This is a genomic window from Hydrogenobaculum sp. (assembly GCF_049967395.1).
GTDB lineage: Bacteria > Aquificota > Aquificia > Aquificales > Aquificaceae > Hydrogenobaculum.
Genome location: NZ_JBMFST010000081.1, coordinates 1 through 2,831, shown reverse-complemented (window position 1 = coordinate 2,831; position 2,831 = coordinate 1). Strand labels below are relative to the sequence as shown.

Below are 2,831 nucleotides of genomic sequence, written 5' to 3'. Positions count from 1 at the left end.
TAAATTAAAAGCAAAAAACGATAATATCGGGGCATACTTACAAGCCTTGGCATACTTGCATGTTGCCCAAACTTCTAATATTTTCTTAAGTTTACTTTTCATTAGCATTTCCTCCTTGATTGTTTATATCGCTAACTATATTTTTTACGCTTTTTAAAACTTTTGACGGGTCTTCTTTTACTGGAATAAGTCCTATGCCACTTCCATTGGATACTACTATAAAATGTTTTACAACGCCATTTTTTTCTACACTTACATATCCTTCAGCATTTTGTAGATCATAGCCATTCATAGGATTTTGCAAATCTTGAGAGTAAGATACGCTCATAAAAAATCCTAAACCAATTAACAGTAAAATTATACTATCTTTACCAAAACCAACAAAAATTTCATTTATTTTTTTCATCTTTTAATCCTCCTTGTCTTTGTGAAAGAGATATGAAATTAGCAGTTAAATTAAAACTTTTATCAAAATATGCAAAACCAAATTTATTTACTTTAAGCGTATCTTTTTCTTGAATAGAGTTAACACATAATCCTTTTATATTAATATCATAGCAGCCATTTATATACTTAAAAGTAGAAAATGGAGAACTATTTTTAAAAGAATCAGCATCTACAGATATATTTACAGTGTTTGGATTTATGCTAATAGGATTTGTGTTTATGCTTATAGAAGATGGATATACATCTTTACTCGTAAAAGTATCTAAAACAAAATCTAAAAAATTGTATAAAGAAGAATATGTATTATAATAGTTATCAAAAATGTTATTTATATCCTTAAAGCTAGAAACAACTTTATTTAACTTGCTGTATTCAGCTTTTAAAGAAGATACCTGATTGTTTAGCATGGATATCTTATCCTGATAAGGTTTGATAGCCTGTAATTTTTCATTGTAGGCATGCTTAAGGGAAAAATTAGACAAAAACAAAAATGTATCTATAAGTAGAAAAATTAGGGTAGCGATTAAAGACAAAGACAATATTATGAAGCTTGGGCTTTTTAGTTTCTCTTCATCCAAGCTAATATGTAGCAAAGAAAATATAGCTTGAGTAGGAAGCTTTGAAACCAAGGAGCTATCGCTAGACAGCCTATCTTTAAGCAAGTTGACATTTAACTTTTTAAGTTTAGTCTTATTTGGCATTTTTGACTCCCTGTTTTTCATTAAAATGCTCTTTGCTTGTAATACTAGATATAACGTAGCCTGACATACATAATATCACAGGTTTAGATGTGTTTAAAGATTGAGAGTATACATTTGCTGTATCTACGATATAGTAACTTTTATCTTCTAAAATATTGTTACTACACTGAGATTTACCAAATCCAAATTTAACGCTATTGATAAATAAAAACGGATAAGAGGCATTTGGTTTATTTAAAGAAGATAAAAAGCTGTTTACATTGTTTTGGGATACAGCAACTGCTAATTTTATTGGCACAATTTCAACATTAAAAAGTTCTTGCATGTGTTCAACATTTTTGGATTTCTTCTTGTTTATTTTAGGTTTTAACGCTATAACTTCTTTTCCGTTTTTATCAACTGTAACACCTTTTGGTATACCTTCTTCCATAGATGTAATATAACCTCCTGCTTTTGATATAGCAGAAGATAAAACTATTGGTATTTGGTTTGGCATGGTTGCATAAGCGTATTTTGTGCCGGGGTTTAAAAGCACCGCTTGCAACTTCGGTATTTGGCTTTTATAGTAAAGAATTTGTTTTTCTAAAGCAATGCTTTGCAATTTAAGTTGTTCCAAGGATGGTAAGCTTGATATCTTTTGTTCTATTTTGCCTCTTTCGGCTGTTTGTTTGAAATAAAAGTATGCAAATATACCTGGCAATAGAACGGCTATAAAGATAATAACTATGTTTTTATCCCTTTCTGTAAGGGAATTATACCAATTTAAAACTTTTTCTTTAAGTTCATTCATCATATATTCCCTAAATCGGCTTTTATTTTAAAAACTTTAAAAGTGTTCATAAAACCCTACTTTTATCCAATGCTTTAGGATAAAATTCCTCAGCTATATCTACACCGCATTTTAATTCCCATAAGAAATCTAATAAGTTGTTTATGTTTTCACCATTATATAAGTATCCATGCTGAGGAGCTACAATATTTGGGTTCAACTCTCTTACATAATTTACCCACAACCTAAGAGTCTTGTTTGAAGCCATATATCTTTTATGAAATGGCGTTATACATTTTTTATAATTAGGCCAATCTGTTACCCATATATCGTTATGAGGACACCCTTGAGCGCCGGCACCTATATCTCCAGAAAACAGTATGTTTGATATAGGATCATACAAATTCAAATTTCCTGGCGAATGATTAAAATAAGCTGGTACTATCAATAAATCAACGTTTCCTACCTTTATAATTCCACCACTATCATCTATAGAGACAAATGATGATGGATCATCTATGTTATAATGAGGGATAAACCTATGCCACACATGAGACATATATACTTTCGCGTCCATAAATACTCTTAGCCACGTACCAACACCTCCAGCTACATCAGGGTCTTGATGGGATAAAAAGATACCCACAAGGTCTTCGGTAGAATCCAAATAGTTTAACAATCTTTTAGAAAGTGTTGGGTATAAGCCAAATCCTCCCGGGTCTAACAGTATGCCTTTGCCGTTGTTTATTATTAGGTATTGGTTTGTTGGTACACCATCTTCATGAGCAGATTCGCTAAATCCCAAAAGAATAAATTTGTGCTCATCGTTTTCAAATAAAATCCTTTCCATAATAAAATCCTCAAGAACCCAATTGAACTGGTTTTATTAAATTGTCCCACACATTCGTGACTTC

4 protein-coding genes are annotated in these 2,831 nt (G+C 31.0%); all 4 read right to left on the bottom strand.

Annotation, left to right across the window (positions count from 1 at the left end; genetic code table 11):
- Window positions 1–91: 91 nt before the first annotated feature.
- Genes ACP5S8_RS08005 through ACP5S8_RS07990 form a run of 4 tightly spaced genes read right to left on the bottom strand, consistent with a single transcriptional unit; the run spans window position 92 to window position 2,767 of the window.
- Window positions 92–406, bottom strand: coding sequence for a hypothetical protein (locus tag ACP5S8_RS08005; protein WP_461876420.1), 315 nt, complete (start codon window positions 404–406; stop codon window positions 92–94).
- A complete protein-coding gene (locus ACP5S8_RS08000; RefSeq protein ID WP_461876419.1) occupies window positions 390–1,169 on the bottom strand; it encodes a hypothetical protein in 780 nt (259 codons plus the stop codon). The genes ACP5S8_RS08005 and ACP5S8_RS08000 overlap by 17 nt, the downstream gene beginning before the upstream one ends.
- Entirely contained in the window at window positions 1,138–1,941 is an 804-nt protein-coding gene (locus ACP5S8_RS07995) for a hypothetical protein (protein WP_461876418.1), read from the bottom strand. Before ACP5S8_RS07995 ends, ACP5S8_RS08000 begins: the two co-directional genes overlap by 32 nt.
- 43 nt (window positions 1,942–1,984) lie before the next feature.
- Window positions 1,985–2,767: an oxygen-binding di-iron domain-containing protein gene (locus ACP5S8_RS07990; protein WP_461876417.1), complete on the bottom strand. Its 783-nt coding sequence runs from the start codon at window positions 2,765–2,767 to the stop codon at window positions 1,985–1,987.
- Window positions 2,768–2,831: the final 64 nt, after the last annotated feature.